Source organism: Agromyces mangrovi (assembly GCF_030296695.1).
Taxonomy (GTDB): Bacteria; Actinomycetota; Actinomycetes; order Actinomycetales; family Microbacteriaceae; genus Agromyces; species Agromyces mangrovi.
In genome coordinates this window covers 3,022,590-3,039,251 of sequence record NZ_AP027737.1, presented here as the reverse complement: position 1 = coordinate 3,039,251, position 16,662 = coordinate 3,022,590, and the positions used below count along the sequence as shown (strand labels likewise).

Annotated in this window: 14 protein-coding genes and 1 pseudogene; 9 read left to right on the top strand and 6 right to left on the bottom strand. The window is 71.4% G+C overall.

What is annotated here, in order from left to right:
• The first annotated feature begins 2 nt into the window (after positions 1 to 2).
• Together prpB and QUE38_RS14450 are read left to right on the top strand one after the other, a co-directional pair.
• Positions 3 to 959 (top strand): methylisocitrate lyase, encoded by a 957-nt coding sequence (gene prpB, locus QUE38_RS14455; protein ID WP_286311843.1) that lies wholly within the window; start codon positions 3 to 5, stop codon positions 957 to 959.
• Entirely contained in the window at positions 956 to 2,089 is a 1,134-nt protein-coding gene (locus tag QUE38_RS14450; RefSeq protein WP_286308965.1) for a bifunctional 2-methylcitrate synthase/citrate synthase, read from the top strand. Before prpB ends, QUE38_RS14450 begins: the two co-directional genes overlap by 4 nt.
• A 16-nt stretch (positions 2,090 to 2,105) precedes the next feature.
• On the opposite strand, the gene QUE38_RS14445 is transcribed toward QUE38_RS14450, so the two are convergent.
• Genes QUE38_RS14445 through QUE38_RS14435 form a run of 3 tightly spaced genes read right to left on the bottom strand, consistent with a single transcriptional unit; the run spans position 2,106 to position 5,058 of the window.
• Entirely contained in the window at positions 2,106 to 2,834 is a 729-nt protein-coding gene (locus tag QUE38_RS14445; RefSeq protein ID WP_286308963.1) for an SDR family NAD(P)-dependent oxidoreductase, read from the bottom strand.
• Complete coding sequence (locus QUE38_RS14440) at positions 2,834 to 3,856, bottom strand: phosphotransferase family protein (protein ID WP_286308961.1); 1,023 nt, start codon at positions 3,854 to 3,856, stop codon at positions 2,834 to 2,836. Before QUE38_RS14440 ends, QUE38_RS14445 begins: the two co-directional genes overlap by 1 nt.
• Entirely contained in the window at positions 3,856 to 5,058 is a 1,203-nt protein-coding gene (locus QUE38_RS14435) for an acyl-CoA dehydrogenase family protein (RefSeq protein ID WP_286308960.1), read from the bottom strand. The genes QUE38_RS14440 and QUE38_RS14435 overlap by 1 nt, the downstream gene beginning before the upstream one ends.
• A 199-nt stretch (positions 5,059 to 5,257) precedes the next feature.
• Here QUE38_RS14435 and QUE38_RS14430 point away from each other — a divergent pair, with 199 nt between their 5' ends.
• The 4 genes from QUE38_RS14430 to QUE38_RS14415 are packed head-to-tail and all read left to right on the top strand — an operon-like array spanning position 5,258 to position 10,877.
• Positions 5,258 to 6,421 (top strand): acyl-CoA dehydrogenase family protein, encoded by a 1,164-nt coding sequence (locus tag QUE38_RS14430; RefSeq protein WP_286308958.1) that lies wholly within the window; start codon positions 5,258 to 5,260, stop codon positions 6,419 to 6,421.
• Positions 6,422 to 6,443: 22 nt separating this feature from the next.
• Positions 6,444 to 7,652 carry an acetyl-CoA C-acetyltransferase gene (locus QUE38_RS14425; RefSeq protein WP_286308957.1) on the top strand — a complete coding sequence of 403 codons (1,209 nt, stop codon included), beginning with the start codon at positions 6,444 to 6,446 and terminating at the stop codon, positions 7,650 to 7,652.
• A gap of 30 nt (positions 7,653 to 7,682) precedes the next feature.
• Positions 7,683 to 9,866 (top strand): 3-hydroxyacyl-CoA dehydrogenase NAD-binding domain-containing protein, encoded by a 2,184-nt coding sequence (locus QUE38_RS14420; protein ID WP_286308955.1) that lies wholly within the window; start codon positions 7,683 to 7,685, stop codon positions 9,864 to 9,866.
• A gap of 30 nt (positions 9,867 to 9,896) precedes the next feature.
• Positions 9,897 to 10,877, top strand: a complete 981-nt coding sequence (locus QUE38_RS14415; protein ID WP_286308952.1) for an NAD(P)H-dependent flavin oxidoreductase — start codon at positions 9,897 to 9,899, stop codon at positions 10,875 to 10,877.
• Positions 10,878 to 10,880: 3 nt separating this feature from the next.
• Here the strand turns inward: QUE38_RS14415 and QUE38_RS14410 are convergent, their stop codons facing one another.
• Positions 10,881 to 11,528 (bottom strand): TetR/AcrR family transcriptional regulator, encoded by a 648-nt coding sequence (locus tag QUE38_RS14410; RefSeq protein ID WP_286308950.1) that lies wholly within the window; start codon positions 11,526 to 11,528, stop codon positions 10,881 to 10,883.
• Between the two features lie 192 nt (positions 11,529 to 11,720).
• Here QUE38_RS14410 and QUE38_RS17700 point away from each other — a divergent pair.
• Positions 11,721 to 13,156 (top strand): annotated as a pseudogene (locus QUE38_RS17700) (aldehyde dehydrogenase family protein).
• 39 nt (positions 13,157 to 13,195) lie between these two features.
• On the opposite strand, the gene QUE38_RS14395 reads toward QUE38_RS17700, so the two are convergent.
• Positions 13,196 to 14,209, bottom strand: a complete 1,014-nt coding sequence (locus QUE38_RS14395) for a TetR family transcriptional regulator (protein ID WP_286308947.1) — start codon at positions 14,207 to 14,209, stop codon at positions 13,196 to 13,198.
• Entirely contained in the window at positions 14,101 to 14,403 is a 303-nt protein-coding gene (locus QUE38_RS14390; protein ID WP_286308946.1) for a TetR/AcrR family transcriptional regulator, read from the bottom strand. Before QUE38_RS14390 ends, QUE38_RS14395 begins: the two co-directional genes overlap by 109 nt.
• Before the next feature lie 226 nt (positions 14,404 to 14,629).
• Here QUE38_RS14390 and QUE38_RS14385 point away from each other — a divergent pair, with 226 nt between their 5' ends.
• Both QUE38_RS14385 and QUE38_RS14380 read left to right on the top strand, forming a co-directional pair.
• Positions 14,630 to 16,147, top strand: a complete 1,518-nt coding sequence (locus QUE38_RS14385) for a long-chain-fatty-acid--CoA ligase (protein ID WP_286308945.1) — start codon at positions 14,630 to 14,632, stop codon at positions 16,145 to 16,147.
• Positions 16,144 to 16,650, top strand: coding sequence for a GXWXG domain-containing protein (locus QUE38_RS14380; protein WP_286308944.1), 507 nt, complete (start codon positions 16,144 to 16,146; stop codon positions 16,648 to 16,650). The genes QUE38_RS14385 and QUE38_RS14380 overlap by 4 nt, the downstream gene beginning before the upstream one ends.
• The last annotated feature ends 12 nt before the right edge of the window (positions 16,651 to 16,662 follow it).

Here is a 16,662-nt window from a genome sequence, read left to right as displayed (position 1 = left end):
TGGTGCTGCACTCGACGGTCACGCCGACCGAGAAGCGGCGGCGGTTCCGCGAGGCGCTCGCGGCCCCGGCGATCGTGCGCATGCCCGGCGCGTTCAACCCGCTGAGCGCCCGGCTCATCGAGGACGTCGGGTTCGAGGGCGTCTACATCTCGGGCGCCGTGCTCTCCGCCGACCTGGGCCTGCCCGACATCGGGCTCACCACCCTGACCGAGGTCGCCGGGCGCGGTGCGCAGATCGCGCGGGTCACCGACCTGCCGACGCTCATCGACGCCGACACGGGCTGGGGCGAGCCCATGAACGTGGCCCGCACCGTGCAGGTGATGGAGGATGCGGGCATCTCGGCCATGCACGTCGAGGACCAGGTCAACCCGAAGCGGTGCGGACACCTCGACGGCAAGGACGTCGTCGACGAGCCGACGGCGCTCCGTCGCATCCGTGCCGCCGTCGACGCCCGCCGCGACCCCGACTTCGTGATCATGGCCCGCACCGACGTGCGCGGCGTCGCCGGCCTGCGAGCGGCGACCGAGCGCGCCAAGGCGCTCGTCGACGCGGGCGCCGACGCGATCTTCCCCGAGGCGATGGCCGACCTCGACGAGTTCGCCGCCATGCGCGCCGCGGTCGACGTGCCGATCCTCGCCAACATGACCGAGTTCGGCAAGAGCCCGCTCTTCACCGCCGCCGAGCTCGAGGCCGTAGGCGTCGACCTCGTGATCCACCCCGTCTCGCTGCTGCGCCTCGCGATGGGCGAGGCCGAGCGGAGTCTCCGGCAGCTCGCCGCCGAGGGGAGCCTCGCGAACGCGGTGCCGCGCATGCAGACCCGCGCACGCCTCTACGAACTCAACGAGTACGCCGACTACACCCGGTTCGACGAGGAGGTCTTCGCCTTCGACGTGCCGGGCGCAGCGGATGACCGAACGCCCCGCGACGACGCGGAGCCCCGACGAAGGGAACACGCATGACCGACACCACCCCCGAGATCCGCAAGGGCCTCGCCGGAGTCGTCGTCGACACGACGGCCATCTCGAAGGTGAACCCCGCCACCAACTCGCTGCTCTACCGGGGCTACCCGGTGCAGGAGCTCGCCGAGCACTGCTCGGTCGAGGAGGTCGCGCTGCTGCTCTGGACCGGCGAGCTGCCGACCCCCGACGAGCTCGCCGCGTTCGAGGCCGAGGAGCGCGCCGGCCGCGCCCTCGCACCGCAGGTGCGCGACGCGATCACCCGGGCGCCGTCGACGGCCCACCCGATGGACGTCGTGCGCACCGCGATCAGCGTGCACGGCGAGATCGACCCCGACACGGCGGATGCCTCGCCCGAGGCCGACCTGCGCAAGGCCAAGCGCCTGTTCGCAGCGGTGCCCGCCATGGTCGCGCTCGACCAGCGTCGTCGGCACGGCCTCGACGAGATCGCGCCGCGCGAGGACCTCGACTACTCGGCGAACCTGCTCTGGATGACCTTCGGCACCGAGCTCACCGAGGCCGAGATCGACGTGTTCCGGGTGTCGATGGTGCTTTACGCCGAGCACTCGTTCAACGCCTCGACCTTCACCGCGCGCGTGGTCACCTCGACCATGAGCGACCTGCACTCGGCCGTCGTGGCGGCCGTCGGCGCGCTCAAGGGCCCGCTGCACGGCGGCGCCAACGAGGCCGTCATGCACATGTTCGACGAGATCGGCGACGCCTCGGCGGCCGTGGCCTGGCTCGACGAGGCGCTCGCGAGCAAGCGCAAGATCATGGGCTTCGGACACCGCGTGTACAAGAACGGCGACTCGCGCGTGCCGACCATGAAGGCCGCGCTCTACCGGCTCATCGCCGAGCGCGGACGCGACGACCTGCTCGCGCTCTACGACACGCTCGGCGACGCGATGGCCGAACGCAAGGGCATCCTGCCGAACCTCGACTACCCGAGCGGACCCGCCTACCACCTGCTCGGGTTCGACACCCCGACGTTCACGCCGCTGTTCGTCGCCAGCCGGGTCATGGGCTGGACCGCGCACATCATGGAGCAGGCCGCGGCGAACGCGCTCATCCGCCCGCTCTCGGCCTACGACGGGCCCGAGCAGCGGCACGTGCCGCAGGCGGTCTCGGTCTGACGCGCCGGGCCGGAGCTCAGGCCCGCCAGAGCTCCGGCCCCGGCCGCACCACCGCGAGCGACGGCACGACGGCCGTGCGCGAGAGCGCCAGCACGGCCATCGCGAGCTCGGCCACGTCGTCGGGGCGGATCATCTCGGCGGCGGGCACCGCGTCGTGCTTCCAGGCGGCCATGTCGGTGTCGACGTAGCCCGGGCAGATCGCCGTCGCGAGCACGCCGGCCGCGTACTCCTCCTGGGTGAGCGCCTCGCAGAGCGACACGATCGCGGCCTTCGTCGCGCCGTAGGCGGCGAGACCCGCCTCGGCGACCAGCGCGGTCATCGACGCGATCGCGACCACGCGCGCGCTGCCGTGCTCGGCCGCCGCCTGGCGCAGCGACGGGATCGCCTGCGAGACCAGGGCGAACGTGCTGCGCAGGTTGACCGCGTAGTGCAGGTCGAGGCGCCGCAGCGGCGTCTCGGCGATGGGGCTGCCCTTCCCCATGCCCGCGTTCAGCACGAGGTGGTCGAGGCGGCCGAACCGCTCGAGGTGCGCCGGCACGACTCCGGCGACCGCCGCCTCGTCGGCCAGGTCGGCGGGCAGGCCGAACACGGGCGTGCCCAGCTCGTCGCGCACCCGGGCGGCGGCCCGGTCGAGCGAGGCGGCGTCCCGGCCCGTGATGGTGACCGCGGTGCCGGATGCCGCGAGCCGACGCGTGATCGCCAGGCCGATGCCGCGCGACCCGCCGGTCACGATCGCCGCGCGCATCAGCGCACCGCCTTCGCCACCGGCGCGAGCCGCTCGAGCCCGTACGCGAGCAGCGGCTCGACCGCCTCGCCCGCCGTCGCGAAGCCCTCGCCGACCGTGCTGCCCGCCAGGTAGCGGGAGTGGATGCCCTCGGCGATGACCGCGAGCTTCAGCGCGGCGAGCGCGAGGTACGGGGCGAGGTCGGGCAGGTCGCGGCCGGCGGCGTACCGCTCGACGAACGCGTCGGGCGAGGGCAGCGCGTTCGGCCCGCCGCGCACGTGCGGCACGCCGAGCACGGGCTCGGTGAGCGGCTCCCAGTAGACGAGCGTCATGGCGAGGTCGGCGAGCGGGTCGCCGAGCGTGGAGAGCTCCCAGTCGACGAGGGCGGCGATGCGCGGCTCGTCGGGGGCGACGAGCAAGTTGTCGATGCGGTAGTCGCCGTGCACGATCGTCGCGCCCGACTCCGCCGGCAGCGTGTCGGCGAGGCGTGCGGCGAGCGCGTCGAAGTCGGCCGACTCGCGGGTCCTCACGCGCGACCACTGGTCGGACCAGCGACGCAGCTGCCGCCCGAGGTAGCCGGCGGGGCGACCGAAGTCGGACAGGCCCGCGGCGATCGGGTCGACCCGGTGCAGCGCCGCGAGGCGGTCGGCGAGCTCGTCGCCGAGCGCCGCCTGGTCGTCGGGCGAGAGCGCTGCAATGTCGTCGTGGCTGCGCAACGTGCGGCCCTCGACGAAGTCGACGACGAGGAACGGCACGCCGAGCACCTGCTCGTCGCGGCAGAGCAGGCGCGTGCCGGGCACCGGCACGGTCGTGTCCTGCAGGGCGTCCATGACCCGGAACTCGCGCGCCATGTCGTGTGCGCTCGGGGTCAGCGGCCCGAGCGGTGGACGGCGCAGCACCCAGTCGTGCACGCCGTCGCTCAGGCGGTAGGTGAGGTTCGACTTGCCGCCCGCGATCAGCCGCGCGTTCAGGCCGCCGTTGTACCCGGGCAGGTGCTGCGCGAAGTATCGGTGCAGTGCGATGACGTCCAGGCCGACGGGCATCAGGCCACCTCACCCGCGGTGCGGCGCGCCGTGACGGCGCGCTTGGCGATCGCCCAGCGATGCGTCTCGCTCGACCCGTCGTAGATGCGGAAGGGCCGCACCTCCCGCCAGTACCGGCTGAGCAGCAGGTCGCCCGCGGTGCCGGTCGCACCGGCGAGTTGCACCGCGCGGTCGGTGATCCGCCCGACCGCCTCGGCCACGAAGACCTTCGTCATCGACGTGGCGTTGCCCGCATCGCGACCCGTGTCCAGCAGCCAGGCCGCGTGCCGGATGAGCGCCCGCGAGGCCGCCATGTCGATCTCGTTGTCGGCGACCTGCTGCTGCACCATGCCGAGGTTCGCGAGCCGGTCGCCGAAGGCGTCGCGCTGCGCGACGTAGCCGAGCGCGATGTCGTGCGCGCGGCGCGCGAGCCCGAGCCAGCGCATGCAGTGGGTCAGGCGTGCGGGCGCGAGCCGGGCCTGCGCGGCCTCGAAGCCGCGGTCCACCTCGCCGAGCACCGCGCCGTCGGGCACGACGCAGTCGCGGAACTCGACCTCGCTGTGCCCGCCGAACAGCCCCACGTCGAGCGTGTCCAGGTCGCGCACGACCGTGATGCCGGGATTGTCCCCGTCGACGAGGAAGAGGGTCGCTCCGCCGGCGTCGCCGGGCTCCCCCGACGTGCGTGCCATCACGAAGAACAGGGAGGCGCCGCGGGCGCCCGTGATGAACCACTTGCGGCCGTCGATGCGCCAGCCGCCCTCGACGCGGCGTGCGCGCGTGCGCAGCGCCCGCGGGTCCGAGCCCGCGCCCGGCGCCGGCTCGGTCATCGCGAAGGCGCTCCGTGCGCGGCCGCTGCCGAGCTCCGGCAGCCAGCGTCCCTGCTGCTCCGGGGAGCCGATGCGCTCGAGGAGGTGCATGTTGCCCTCGTCGGGGGCGGAGCAGTTGAGCGCCAGCGGTCCGAGCAGCGAGTAGCCGGCCTCCTCGAACACCACCGACTGCCCGCGCATGTCGAGACCGAGGCCGCCCCACTCGCGGCCGAGCTGCGGGGCCAGCAGGCCCGCGGCGTGCGCAGCGTCCTGCAGTCCGCGCCGTACGGACTCGTCGCCGTCGTGCACCGATCCGCCCGTCTCCAGCTCGACGGGGATCACGACGTCGCGCACGAACTCCCGCGTCCTGGCCGCGAGCGCCGCGACCTCGTCGTCGATCTCGAAATCGATCGCCATCGCGGCTCCTTCGCCTCGGAAGTTCAGGTGCCGATCTGAATCGGCATTAGAAAACACTCCGAACATCGTGCGCCCGCGAACCTTGTTCCGTCAAGGGCGATGCATCAGAATTTTGAATCTGTTGTAAAAACAGCGGATCGATGTCACACTGGCCGCACAGGGCCGGATCGGCCAGGGCAGATCAGTGAGGATCGATCGGATGTTCAAGGACCTCGGAACGTCGCGCACCGTGTACGACACGGAGCACCGCGAGTTCGGCGCGCTCGTCGCCGACTTCGTCGAAGCGGAGGCCGCGCCGAACGCGGAGCGGTGGGAACGCGAGGGCAAGGTCGACCGCGCCCTGTTCACCGCGGCCGCGGAGGCGGGCATCCTCGGCTTCACCGTGCCGGAGGACTTCGGGGGCATGGGCATCGACGACTTCCGCTACAACGCGATCATGGGCGAGGAGCTCGCCCGCAATCCCGTCTGCGACGGCGTGGCCTGCATCGCCCTGTCGAACGACATCGTCTACCCCTACTTCCTCGACCTGACGAACGACGACCAGAAGTCCAGGTGGCTCCCCGGACTGGCGGAGGGCACGCTCGTCACCGCGATCGCGATGACCGAGCCGGGCACGGGCTCCGACCTCGCGGGCATCCGCACCTCGGCCGTCCGCGACGGCGACGAGTACGTCGTGAACGGCGCCAAGACGTTCATCTCGAACGGGCAGAACGCCGACCTCGTCGTCACCGCCGTGCGCACCTCGGAGGACCGGCACAAGGGGCTCAGCCTCCTGGTGATCCCCGCCGACTCCCCCGGATTCTCGCGTGGCCGCAACCTCGACAAGATCGGCCTGCACGCCCAGGACACGAGCGAGCTCGCCTTCACGGACGTGCGCGTGCCGGTCGAGAACCTGCTCGGCGCGGAGGGAGACGGGTTCCTCGGACTCATGAAGAACCTGCCGCAGGAGCGCATCTCCATCGCCGCGGCGGCGGTGGCGGCATGCGAGGGCGTGCTGGAGCGCACCCTCGCGTACGTGAAGGAGCGGAAGGCGTTCGGCCAGCCGATCGGCAGCTTCCAGAACACGCGGTTCGTGCTCGCCGAGCTGACCACCGAGGTGCGCGTGACGCGCGCCTACATCGACGACTGCCTGCGCCAGCACGTCGCCGGCCGGCTGTCGGCCGAGGAGGCCGCGGCGGCGAAGTTCTGGTGCACCGAGCTGCAGCAGCGGGTCGTGAACCGCTGCCTGCAGCTCTACGGCGGCTACGGCTACATGCGCGAGTACCGCATCGCGCGCGACTACGAGGACGCGCGCATCACGACCATCTACGGCGGCACCACCGAGATCATGAAGGAGATCGTCGGCCGGAGCCTCGGGCTCTGACGACATCGAGAGGACGACAACCATGACCGAAGCGTTCATCTACGACACGTTCCGCACCCCGCGCGGGCGTAACCGGGGCGGCTCGCTCCACGGCACGAAGCCGGTCGACCTCGCGAGCGGGCTGCTCGCCGAGCTCGGCCCGCGCAACCCCTCGCTCGACCTCGATCGCATCGACGACGTCGTGCTCGGCGTCGTCTCGCCAGTCGGCGAGCAGGGCGGCGACATCGCGCGCACCGCGATCCTCAACTCCGGCCTGCCCGAGCACGTGCCGGGCGTGCAGGTCAACCGATTCTGCGCCTCGGGGCTCGAGGCCGTGAACCTCGCCGCGCAGAAGGTCGCCTCCGGCTGGGAGGACCTGGTCGTCGCCGGCGGCGTCGAGGCCATGTCGCGCGTGCCGATCGGCTCCGACGGCGGCGCGTACGCGCAGGACCCGACCACGGCCTACGACGCCTACTTCGTGCCGCAGGGCATCTCCGCCGACCTCATCGCGACCATCGAGGGCTTCGACCGCGAGGACGTCGACGCGTTCGCCGTGTGGAGCCAGGACAAGGCGGATGCCGCGTGGGCGAACGGCTACTTCGAGAAGTCCATCGTGCCCGTGCGCGACATGAACGGCGTGCTCGTGCTCGACCACGACGAGCATCGGCGCCCCGGCTCGAGCGTCGACTCGCTCGGCAAGCTCCCCGCGGCGTTCGCGACCATCGGCGACATGGGCGGCTTCGACGCCGTCGCGCTGCAGAAGTACCACTCGGTCGAGAAGATCTCGCACGTGCACACGGCGGCGAACTCGTCCGGCATCGTCGACGGGGCGGCCCTGGTGGTGCTCGGCAGCGAGGCGGCCGGCAACGCCATGGGGCTCACGCCGCGGGCGCGGATCGTGGGCACGGCCGTGCTCGGCAGCGAGCCGACCATCATGCTCACGGGGCCGACGAGCGTCACGCAGCGGGTGCTCGACAAGACCGGCCTCTCGGTCGACGACATCGACCTGTTCGAGCTCAACGAGGCCTTCGCATCCGTGGTCATGAAGTGGATGAAGGACCTCGACATCCCCCGCGAGAAGGTCAACGTCAACGGCGGCGCGATCGCCATGGGGCATCCGCTCGGCGCCACCGGCGCGATGATCCTCGGCACGATGCTCGACGAGCTCGAGCGACGCGACCTCCGCCGCGGCCTCGCCACGCTCTGCGTCGGCGCCGGCATGGGCATCGCCACCGTCATCGAACGACTCTGACCGAACGAACCGACAGGACTGGACCCACTCATGACCATCGAAGCCATCGTGACCGAGGCGCCCGCGATCCACTGGGATCGCGACGAGGACGGCGTCGTCACCCTGACCCTCGACGACCCCGACGCCACCGTCAACACCATGAACGACGCGTACACCTCGTCGATGACCATCGTCGTCGATCGGCTCGAGGCCGAGCTCGACGACGTCACGGGCGTCATCCTCGCCAGCGCGAAGTCGAGCTTCTTCGCCGGCGGCGACCTCAACCAGCTCAAGCAGGGCTCGCCCGAGACCGCCGCCGAGCAGACGGCGCACATCGAACGCGTCAAGGCCGACCTGCGCCGACTCGAGCGGCTCGGCAAGCCGGTCGTCGCGGCGATCAACGGCACCGCCCTCGGCGGCGGGCTCGAGGTCGCCCTCGCCGCGCACCACCGCATCGCGGCCGACGCGAAGGGCAGCCGCATCGGCCTGCCGGAGGTGACGCTCGGGCTGCTGCCCGGCGGCGGCGGCATCACCCGCACCGTGCGCATGCTCGGGCTGCAGGACGCGCTGACCAAGGTGATCATGACCGGCACGAAGTACACCCCCGCCGGCGCGCTCGAGGTCGGCCTGGTCGACGAGGTCGTGCCGACGGTCGACGCCCTCGTGCCGGCCGCGAAGGCCTGGATCGCCGCCCACCCGACCGCAGTGAAGCCGTGGGACGAGAAGGGCTTCCGCATCCCCGGCGGCGGTCCGAACAGCCCGTCGGTCGCGTCGCTCCTGCCGGCGATGGCCGCGAACGTGCGCAAGCAGGTCAAGGGCGCGCCGATGCCCGCCCCGCGCGCCGCGCTCGCCGCCGCCGTCGAGGGAGCGCTCGTCGACTTCGACACCGCGAGCACCATCGAGACCCGCTACCTGGTCTCGCTCACCATCGGCCAGGTCGCGAAGAACATGATCAACGCGTTCTTCTTCGACCTCCAGAAGATCAACGCCGGGGCGAGCCGCCCCGACGGGTACCCGAAGTTCCAGGCGACCAAGGTCGGCGTGATCGGCGCCGGCATGATGGGCGCCGCCATCGCCTACGTGTCGGCGAAGGCCGGCATCGACGTGGTGCTGAAGGACGTGTCGATCGAAGCGGCGCGTCGCGGCAAGGGCTACGCGGAGCGCATCGAGGCCACGGCCCTGCAGCGCGGAAAGACCACGCCCGAGAAGTCGGCGGCACTGCTCGCCCGCATCACGCCGTCGGCCGACCCGGCGGACTTCGCCGGCGTCGACCTCGTCATCGAGGCGGTGTTCGAGAGCGCCGACGTGAAGCAGGCGGTCTTCCAGGAGATCGAGGATGTCGTGGAACCCGACGCGGTGCTCGGGTCGAACACCTCGACCCTGCCGATCACCGAGTTGTCCGCCGGCGTCAAGCGACCCGACGACTTCATCGGCATCCATTTCTTCTCCCCCGTCGACAAGATGCCGCTCGTCGAGATCGTGCGCGGCCGCAACACCGGCGACGAGGTGCTCGCGAAGACGTTCGACTACGTGCTGCAGATCCGCAAGACCCCGATCGTCGTGAACGACAACCGCGGGTTCTTCACCTCGCGCGTGATCGGCCGGTACATCGACGAGGCCGTCGCGGCCGTCGGCGAGGGCGTCTCCCCCGCCACGGTGGAGCAGGCATCGCTGCAGGCCGGCTACCCGGCCGGCGCGCTGCAGCTGCTCGACGAGTTGACGATCACCCTCACCCAGAAGATCCGCGAGGAGACGAAGAAGGCGGCCATCGCCGAGGGCAGGGGCTGGACCGAGCACGGCGCCGAGGCGGTCGTCGACCGCATGGTCGACGAGCTCGGCCGCAAGGGTCGCTCGACCGGCGGCGGGTTCTACGACTACGACGCCGACGGCAGGCGCGTCGGCCTGTGGCCGGGCCTCGCCGATGCGTTCGGAACAGGCACCGAGGTGCCGTTCGAGGACCTCAAGGAACGGATGCTGTTCGCCGAGGCGATCGACACCGTGCGCTGCTTCGACGAGGGCGTGCTCACGAGCGTCGCCGACGCGAACATCGGGTCGATCTACGGCATCGGGTTCCCGGCCTGGACGGGCGGCGTCATCCAGTACATCAACCAGTACGACGGCGGCCTGCCCGGCTTCGTGGCTCGCGCCCGCGAGCTCGCCGAGGCCTACGGACCGCACTTCGAGCCCCCGGCGTCGCTCGTCGCGAAGGCCGAGGCCGGCGAGGTCTACGCCTGACCGGCGGAGACGAACGAGAGGAGCACCGCGATGGTACGCACGCGATTCACCGACCTGCTCGGCATCGAGCACCCGGTCGTCCAGGGCGGCATGATGTGGGTCGGCCGCGCCGAGCTCGCGGCCGCAGTCTCCGAGGCGGGCGGGCTCGGCATCATCACCGCGCTCACCCAGCCGACCCCGGCCGACCTGGTGAAGGAGGTCGAGCGCGCCCGCACGATGACGGACAGGCCGATCGGGGTGAACCTCACGATCCTGCCGTCGATCAACCCGCCGCCCTACGACGAGTACCGGCGCGCGATCGTCGACGCGGGCATCACGATCGTCGAGACCGCCGGTTCGAACCCCGAGCCGCACATGGAGATGTTCAAGTCCCACGGCATCCGCGTCGTGCACAAGTGCACCAGCGTGCGGCACGCGGTGAAGGCCCAGGCGGTGGGCGTCGACGCCGTGAGCATCGACGGCTTCGAGTGCGCCGGTCACCCTGGCGAGGACGACATCCCCGGCCTCGTGCTCATCCCCGCGGCCGCGGACGCGCTGTCGATCCCGTTCATCGCGTCGGGAGGGTTCGCCGACGGCCGCGGGCTCGCGGCGGCGCTCGCGCTGGGCGCCGACGGGGTGAACATGGGAACGCGGTTCATGTGCTCGGTCGAGTCGCCGATCTCCCAGCAGGTGAAGGAGCGCATCGTCGAGGCGACCGAGCACGACACCGAGCTCATCTTCCGCACGCTGTCGAACACGGCTCGCGTGGCGAGCAACTCCGTCAGCCGCGAGGTCGTCGAGATCCTGAACGCCGGTGGCGACTTCCTCGCCGTGCGCGAGCTCGTCGCCGGCGCCCGCGGACGCCGGGTCTTCGAGAACGGCGACATCGAGGCCGGCATCTGGACCGTCGGCCTCGTGCAGGGCCTCATCCACGACATCCCGACGGCGGGCGAGATCGTCCGTCGCACCGTCGCGGACGCCGAGGCCGTCCTGCGCGAGCGGCTCGGCCTGTTCGAGCCCGTCGCGGTCTGACCGTCAGCGGCCGGCGCGCTCGCCGAGGCCCGGTGCCCCCATGCCGTGCAGCACGAGCGAGCGCGCCGCCGCGACCAGGTCGGCCAACGACCGCATCCGCGGGTTCCACCACTCCGCCGCCCAGTTCATCGAGCCGAGCAGGAGCAGTCGCGACACGTTGACGTCGAGCCCGTCGCGCAGTTGGCCGGCGCGCGCGGCCTCGTCGAAGAGGTCGCGCCAGATGCGGCTGTACGCCGCCTCCTCCTCCGCGGGACGCGTGCGCAGCTGCTCGGGCACCTGGCCGGCGTTGCGCACCGAGGCCGTCGTGTAGTCGGAGATGCTCAGCTCGTACCGCAGGTGCTCCTCGACGGCAACCAGGATGCGGTCGATCGGCTCGGTGTCCTCCGGCAGCGCCTCGAGCACCGACTGCACGTGCAGGCGCACCCGGTGCGCGCCGGCCCACATGACCTCCTCGATGAGGTCGTCGCGCGACGGGAAGTAGTAGTAGATCGCCGGCGCCTGCACCTCGGCGACCTCGGCGACGTCGCTGAGTCGGGTGCCGGCGTACCCCTTGCGGCTCAGCACGTGGGCGGCGGCATCGAGGATGCGCTCCCGCGTGCGCTCCGACTTGCTCGGGGCCGCGACCTGCTGCGCGGCGCTGCGCTGGGCCATCACCGGCTCCCCTCCCCGTCGCGCCGTCGGACGGAATCGAATCGTGATTCGATTCTCTCATGTCATCCCCAGCCGCGCCGGAACATCTTGTGCCGGATCGGCGAGTCGGCGATACTGTGAATGATCATTCACTTCTGATCGGCAACTCCCCGAGGATGCGGAGAATCCCATGACACTGACCGACCCCCGAAGCTGCAGGAGCAGCCCGAGCAGACCCTGCCCGACGTCACCGCGACGGTCGCGGCCGCACGCGACGCGGCGGCATGGTGGGCGGGCCTCGGCTACGCGGAGCGGCGCCGTCGCACGCTGGCCTGGAAGCACGCCATCGCGAACGGCGCCGAGGAGCTCGCCGAGATCATCTCGCGCGAGACCGGCAAGCCCGTGGGCGATGCCACGCTCGAGATCATGCTCACCCTCGGGCACCTCGACTGGGCGGCCAAGCACGCCAAGAAGGTGCTGAAGCGCCGCGGCGTGCCGGCCGGCGCGGTCGCGTTCAACCAGAAGGCCACGCTCGGCTACGAGCCGTACGGCGTCGTCGCCGTGATCGGCCCCTGGAACTACCCCCTGTACACGCCGATGGGCTCGATCGGCTACGCGATCGCGGCCGGCAACGCCGTCGTGTTCAAGCCGAGCGAGCTCACGCCCGAGACGGCACTCTGGCTCGCGGAGGCGTGGAAGCGCGCCAACCCCGAGCAGCCCGTGCTGCAGGTCGTGACCGGCGGCGGCGAGGTCGGCAGCGCGCTGATCCGCGCGGGCGTCGACAAGGTCGGCTTCACCGGCTCCACCGCCACCGCCAAGCGCGTGATGGCCGCGTGCGCCGAGCAGCTCACCCCCTCGTGGCGGAGTGCGGCGGCAAGGACGCGATGATCGTCGCGGCCGACGCGAACCTCGACCTCGCGACCGACTTCGCCGTGTTCGGCGGCTTCGGCAACAGCGGCCAGACCTGCGTCGGCGTCGAGCGCGTCTACGTGGTCGAGTCGGTGCGCGACCGCTTCCTCGACCTGCTCGTGCAGAAGGCGCGCACGCTCACACCCGGCGCGGACGAGTCGGCGTCGTACGGCCGGATGACCCACCCGGCGGGCGGCGACGTCGTACGCGAGCACGTGCAGGACGCCCTGACCCGCGGCGGCACCGCCGTGCTCGGCGGGGTCGACTCGGTCAAGGCGCCATACGTCGAGCCGATCGTGCTCACCGGCGTTCCCGAGGACGCCGACGCCGTCTGCGTCGAGACCTTCGGCCCGACTCTCGTGGTCAACGGCGTCGCCGACCTCGACGAGGCGGTCGAGCGCGCGAACGCGACCGAGTACGGACTGGGCGCGTCGATCTTCACCCGCGACCACAGGGCCGGCGAGCGGCTCGCCGCGCGGCTCAAGGCGGGCGCGGTCACCATCGACTCGGTGCTCGGCTTCGCCGGCGTCGCCGCGCTGCCGTTCGGCGGCGTGGGCGGATCCGGCTTCGGCCGCGTGCACGGCCCCGACGGGCTGCGCGAGTTCAGCCGTGCGAAGTCGATGACCGTGCAGCGGTTCAAGGCGCCGCTCGACCTGCTCCGCATCGACCGCTCGGAGCGCGACATGAAGATCGCGAAGTCGATGCTGCACTCGCTGCACGGCAGCAAGCACGGCGCGTAGGCCGACGGCCGGGCCGGTCGTCCGCAGGGCGGCGGCCGGTCAGCGGCCGAGGTCGGTGTCGGGCGGGTCCAGCACCGCATCGACCATCGCCGCGACGCAACGCACGACCGCGGGGTCGTCGCTCCAGTGGGAGCGACGGCCCCCGTCCACGACCACGCCGAGCGCGGCGTGCACGAGGATGCGGGCCGACGGCAGGTCGAGCGACGGATGCACCGCGCGCAGGCGGTTCACCCACTCGGCCACGTGCTCGCGCTGCAGCGCCAGCAGACGGCCCAGGTCCTGCTCGGGGAGGCTGGTCGCGTCGGCGGAGTACACCGACAGCAACTCGTGCTGCTCGAACGCGAAGCGGATGTACGCGCGGCCCATCGACTGGAGGGCGCCGGCGGGGTCGGATCCGGCCCTGGCCGTCGCATCCGCCGTCACCTGCGTCAGCCGCTCGGCGGCGCGGATGCAGGCGGCGTAGAGGATGTCGGACTTGCCGGAGAAGTGGCGGTAGACGCCCGAGGGCGTGAGTCCGGCCGCCGTCGCGATCTCGTCGATGCCGACGTCGTGGTAGCCGCGCCGGTTGAACAGCGTGATGGCCTTCGAGAGGAGCAGTTCGCGCCTGCCGCCGATCGGCTCCTGGTCGGTGCGCTCGATAGTCGGCGCCTCGACGCCGTCGAGCGAGACGCGGAGCACGCGGTGCGCCGCGCCGCCGAGCACGCGGTCCATCCGGCGCACGCCGAGCGAGGTGCGGTGCGCGGTGATCGAGGCGATCACGGCGAGGGCACCGGATGCGACGCGGTCCGCGACCACGGGCTGCAGGTCGTCCCGCACTTCGAGCAGCGCGTCCGCGATCGTCGCGGTGAGCCGGTCGAACTGCTCGCCGATCTCGGCACGGTGCTCGGGCGCCAGGTAGCGCCCCTCCCAGCGGTAGAGCCCGCCCGTGCTGCGGTTCGCGACCGTCACCTTGAGCACCGCGGAGACGAGCGCGTCGAGCCGGTCGTCGGGGTCGTCGGATGCGGGGACCTGGTCGATCCCGTCGAGGAGCCCGGCGGCCAGGCCCTCGCGCACGCGACGAAGAGCGCGTACTTGCTCGGGTAGTGCCGGTAGAGCGCGGGCGCGGAGACTCCGACCGCCGCGGCGATGTCCTCCATGCCGACCGCGTGGAATCCGTGCGCGCTGAACGCCTCCGCTGCGGCCGCCTCGATGCGCTGCTTGCGATCCTTCGGCCGGCGCCGCACGGTCTCGGTCACGACTTCGGACACGGGCACCTCCCCAACCAGCACCCTACGGTACACGGCACCCGCCACGCACGACGGCGCGCGAGAACAGAACCGTCATTAACAAAAGTGGTGACGCGCGGCCCGTTCTGATGCATACTGGGGGCAGTCCTTCACGAGGGAGTGGGAAAGGGATTCGATGACGAATACAGCAGTCGCGGAGACGCCGGTCGCTCAGGCGATGCCGACCTGGTCGTTCCGCAACCATTGGATGGCACAGACGGCGGGCCACGCCGTGTCGCGGCCCGACGAGGTCGCGCTGCGCTACCTGGGGCAGGACACGACCTGGCACCAGCTGCACGAACGCTCGCTCGCCTTCGCGGGCGCGCTGCGCGAGCGCGGCGTCCGTGCGGGCGACCGGGTGCTGCTGTTCACGCTCAACCGGCCCGAGTTCGTCGAGTCGGTCTTCGCGATCAACAGCCTCGGCGCGATCGCAGTGCCCGTGAACTTCCGGCTCACCCCGCCGGAGATCCTGTACCTCATCGAGGACAGCGGGTCGCGCGTGCTCATCGTCGACGGCCCGCTCGCTCCGCTCGGCGCCGCGGTTGCGGGGATGACCTCGCAGCTCGAGTCGAAGATCGTCCTGGGCGAGGCCGACGGGTTCGAGTCGTACGAGCAGGTCCTCGCCGACGCCGAACCGATCGAGCTCGAGGACGTGCCGGAGGACGCCACCGCACTGCTCATGTACACGTCGGGCACCACCGGGGCCCCGAAGGGCGCGATGCTCTCGCACCGCAACATGTACCTGCAGGCCGTCACCTGCATCCGCAGCAACATGGTCTGGGACGAGTCGGATGTCGCGTTCCTGACGGCTCCCTTCTTCCACATCGCCGGGCTCGGCTCGATCGCGGCGAACTTCATCATCGGCATCCCGACGGTGATCCACCCGCTCGGTGCGTTCGACCCCGCAGCCGTGGTCGACGCGTGGGAGCAGGAGGGCGCGACCATCGTCTTCAACGTGCCGCAGCAGTGGCAGGCGATCTGCGCGCTCCCCGGCATCAAGGACCGCGACTTGAAGCTCCGCATCATCAGCTGGGGCGCCGCGCCGGCGTCGGACACGGTGCTCCGCGCGATGGAGGAGACCTTCCCCGACGCGACCAACGTCGCGGTGTTCGGCCAGACCGAGATGTCGCCCATCACGTGCGTGCTGAGCGGCGAGGACTCCCGCCGCAAGCTCGGCTCGGTGGGCAAGCCGATCCCGACCATCCAGTACCGCGTCGTCGACGACGAGATGAACGACGTCGAGGTCGGCGAGATCGGCGAGATCGTCTACCGCGGGCCGACCATGATGTCGGCCTACTGGAACAAGCCCGAGGAGACCGCGAAGGCGTTCGAGGGCGGTTGGTTCCACTCGGGCGACCTCGTCCGCCAGGACGACGAGGGCTTCGTCTGGGTCGTGGACCGCAAGAAGGACATGATCATCTCCGGCGGCGAGAACATCTACTGCGCCGAGGTCGAGAACGCCATGTTCGCCCACCCCAAGGTGCTCGAGGCCGCGATCGTCGGACGCGAGGACGAGAAGTGGGGCGAGGTGCCGGTGGCGTTCGTCGCGCTGAAGCCCGAGCAGGAGCTGACGCTCGAGGAGTTCACCGACTTCCTCGGAGCAACCCTGGCGCGCTACAAGCTCCCGAAGGACCTGGTGATCATCGACGCACTCCCCCGCAACGCCGGTGGCAAGGTCCTGAAGACCGTGCTCCGCGACCGTCTCGCCGAGCTGGCGAACGGGTGACCGAGGCCGCAACGGCCGACGCGCGCCTCGAGGTCTCCCCAGGCCTCGAGGCGCGCGTACGAGGGCTGCTCGCGCGCGACTCGGTCGACCCGGATGAGCTCGACGAGCTGTGGGCGGCGCTCCCGCCCGCATCCATCGACGACCTCATCGGCCGCTGGCGGGGCACCGCGGTGCCGACCGGCCACGGCCTCGGCCGCGTGCTCGACGGCGTGCACTGGCACGGCAAGCACATGCGGTCGGCGAACGACGTGAGCCCGATCGTGTGCGAGCAGGAAGACGGCTCGCTCGTCGACAACGTCGAACTCGCGCGCGGGGGCGCCTCGCTCTGGATGGTCGCATTCCGCGACGAGGTGACCGCGACGATGGTGTACGACGGCATGGCCACGTTCGACCACTTCAAGCGCGCCGGCGACGGGCTGCTACTCGGCGTCATGAACGGCAAGGACGTGCTGCATCGCGGGCGGCACTTCTGGTTCGTGCTCGAGTCCGAGGGCCCCGCCTGACCCGCCCGACGG

Coding starts and splice junctions, on each gene's coding strand:
- QUE38_RS14450 (WP_286308965.1), top strand. CDS start 956: ATGACCGACACCACCCCCGAGATCCGCAAGGGCCTCGCCGGAGTCGTC.
- QUE38_RS14445 (WP_286308963.1), bottom strand. CDS start 2,834: ATGCGCGCGGCGATCGTGACCGGCGGGTCGCGCGGCATCGGCCTGGCG.
- QUE38_RS14440 (WP_286308961.1), bottom strand. CDS start 3,856: ATGCCCGTCGGCCTGGACGTCATCGCACTGCACCGATACTTCGCGCAG.
- QUE38_RS14435 (WP_286308960.1), bottom strand. CDS start 5,058: ATGGCGATCGATTTCGAGATCGACGACGAGGTCGCGGCGCTCGCGGCC.
- QUE38_RS14430 (WP_286308958.1), top strand. CDS start 5,258: ATGTTCAAGGACCTCGGAACGTCGCGCACCGTGTACGACACGGAGCAC.
- QUE38_RS14425 (WP_286308957.1), top strand. CDS start 6,444: ATGACCGAAGCGTTCATCTACGACACGTTCCGCACCCCGCGCGGGCGT.
- QUE38_RS14420 (WP_286308955.1), top strand. CDS start 7,683: ATGACCATCGAAGCCATCGTGACCGAGGCGCCCGCGATCCACTGGGAT.
- QUE38_RS14415 (WP_286308952.1), top strand. CDS start 9,897: ATGGTACGCACGCGATTCACCGACCTGCTCGGCATCGAGCACCCGGTC.
- QUE38_RS14410 (WP_286308950.1), bottom strand. CDS start 11,528: ATGGCCCAGCGCAGCGCCGCGCAGCAGGTCGCGGCCCCGAGCAAGTCG.
- QUE38_RS14385 (WP_286308945.1), top strand. CDS start 14,630: ATGGCACAGACGGCGGGCCACGCCGTGTCGCGGCCCGACGAGGTCGCG.